This is a genomic window from Kitasatospora sp. NPDC057542 (assembly GCF_042801945.1).
In the GTDB taxonomy this organism is placed as follows: domain Bacteria; phylum Actinomycetota; class Actinomycetes; order Streptomycetales; family Streptomycetaceae; genus Kitasatospora.
The window spans coordinates 1-2,167 of record NZ_JBHVFE010000769.1; the positions used below are offsets into that span (position 1 = coordinate 1).

Sequence of the window (2,167 nt, forward strand, 5' to 3'; positions counted from 1 at the left end):
GAGGGCCTGGAGCGTGCCGAGCGCACCCGCCCGATCCCGCAGTCCGTCCAGGCCCGGATGCGCTTCCTGCTCAAGGGCGCCAAGGGCTCCACCAAACGGCTCGCCGCAGACCTCGGCGTCTCCCAGCGCACCGTCCAGCGCTGGCTCAAGGGCCAGGGCACCCCGAAGCCGGCCGCAGCCAAGGCCATCGAGACCAAGGTCCGCGCCACCCGGCAGCCGCGGGTGAAGAAGCGGGTGCGCCGTGACGCCGAGAAGAACGGCTTCATGCTCCACATCAGCGCCACGTTCGGCTTCTCCTCGTCGGCCGGATCGACCGACGACCCCCGCCCCCGCGTGATCACCCAGAAGATGTCCGGCGACGTCGCCCGCCGCCTCTACGCCGCCCGGGACGCCGGAGCCACCCAGGCCGAGCAGGAGCGGATCCTCGCCGAGGGCCTGCGCGAGCACTACTTCAAGGACAACGGACACCGCGCCCGCGGCCTCGACGTCGAGCTGAACGACATCGCCTGGATGGACGTCGAGCTGTAGAACCACGCTCCAGCGGCCGCCTCCGGGCGCCGTCGTGACGCCTGAGAAACGCCGAAGCCGTACCAGATTCCTGCCGTGCCCGTGCCCGTGCCCGTTCTCGGAGCCCGCACAGCGCTAGCGTTGGGTCCCATGATCGTATGGCTCAACGGCACCCACGGCGCAGGCAAGACGACGACCAGCGTACTCGTGCAGCAACTGATCCCGGATTCACGGGTGTTCGACGCCGAGAAGGTCGGCGAGACACTCATGGACATCACGCCAGGGCTGCCCACGACGGACAACTTCCAGCACTGGCCGCCGTGGCGGCAGCTCGTGGTCGAGACCGCTCGCCGCGTACTCGACTACACCGGCGGCACTCTGGTGATGCCCATGACCGTCCTGGTCGAGCAGTACTGGCGCGAGATCAGCGCGGGCCTCGCCCAACACGCCATTCCGGTAAGGCACTTCGTCCTCCACGCCGACCAGGACACCCTCCGCGGGCGCATCGAGGGGGACACTCTTCTCGGCCCCTCGCCCTTCCGTCTCAAATACCTTGAGCCCTACGCCGAGGCGGCCCGCACGTGGCTGCACGGCGAGGCCGAGGTCGTCGACACCACGCACCTCACGCCCGCCCAGGCCGCCCTGCAGATCGCAGCGGCCGTCAAGGGCTGAGGTCCGCCCGCCACGTGAGAACAGGCGCAGGTGGCAGCAAGAACCACCTTCCGGCGCCGAGTGGCGCGAACAGACTCAACCAGCGGCCCGGCTCCGCCCGGCACCGCGCTGTCAACCATCCCGAAAGCCGCACCATCCCGACGGCGGGACCCCGCCCCCGACCGCGGCCGCTAGCATCGCGCGCATGCTGGCGCTGCTCCACACCTCGTCCGTGCACGTCCCGGTCTTCGACGCGCTCCGCGACCGCGACCACCCCGGCCTGCCGCTGCGGCACATCGTGTCCGAGGAGTTGCTGGCCAGGGCCCGGACCGACGGGCCCGACGCCGTTGCGGGGGACATCGACCGGGCACTTGCCTCGACGGTCGCCGCAGGGGCCGCGGCGGTGTTGTGCACCTGCTCGACGATCGGCGGTGTCGCGGAGACCCGGGCCGCGGCGCTGGGAGTGCCCGTGTTGCGCGTCGACCGTCCGATGGCGGCAGCCGCCGTCGCCGTCGCACCCGCCGGGGGCCGGACCACGACACACATCGCCGTGATCGCCGCACTGGCCGGCACCGTGGGCCCGACCGTGGCCCTCATCGACGAGGAGGCCGCCCGGTCCGGCCGGCCGGTCACGGTGACGGCCACGGTGGTCGACGGCGCCTGGGACCGGTTCGAAAGCGGTGACCAGACCGGCTATCTGACCACGATCGCCGCCGCTGTCGAGGCCGTCGACGACGCGGACGTCATCGTCCTCGCCCAGGCATCCATGGCAGACGCCGCGCATCGGACCACGACCGCCGTCCCGGTCCTGTCCAGCCCGGCCCTGGGACTCCGCGCCGCTGTTGTCGCCGTGCCGTACCCCGCCAGGAGGACCGCGTAGCCGGCCGGCGCCCGGTCGCTCCCAGGCCCCGCACCGGCGGCCTCGACGTCCGGCCGAACGACCTCACCTGGATGCACATCGAGCTGCAGGCCCCGGCCCCCGCCTCGCCGGTGGCCCGCGGATCACCCG

Annotated in this window: 3 protein-coding genes; all 3 read left to right on the forward strand. The window is 72.1% G+C overall.

The window, feature by feature from the left end:
- The coding region (gene tpg / locus ACFU7Y_RS43270; protein WP_380771953.1) for a telomere-protecting terminal protein Tpg at positions 1-528 on the forward strand (528 nt) is incomplete at its 5' end.
- A 129-nt stretch (positions 529-657) separates the two neighbouring features.
- Complete coding sequence (locus ACFU7Y_RS43275; protein WP_224283966.1) at positions 658-1,179, forward strand: AAA family ATPase; 522 nt, start codon at positions 658-660, stop codon at positions 1,177-1,179.
- Positions 1,180-1,363: 184 nt separating this feature from the next.
- Positions 1,364-2,038, forward strand: a complete 675-nt coding sequence (locus ACFU7Y_RS43280; protein WP_380771954.1) for an arylsulfatase — start codon at positions 1,364-1,366, stop codon at positions 2,036-2,038.
- Positions 2,039-2,167: the final 129 nt, after the last annotated feature.

Excerpts from the sequence above, each read along its gene's own strand:
- ACFU7Y_RS43280 (WP_380771954.1), top strand. The coding sequence starts at position 1,364 with ATGCTGGCGCTGCTCCACACCTCGTCCGTGCACGTCCCGGTCTTCGAC.
- ACFU7Y_RS43275 (WP_224283966.1), top strand. The coding sequence starts at position 658 with ATGATCGTATGGCTCAACGGCACCCACGGCGCAGGCAAGACGACGACC.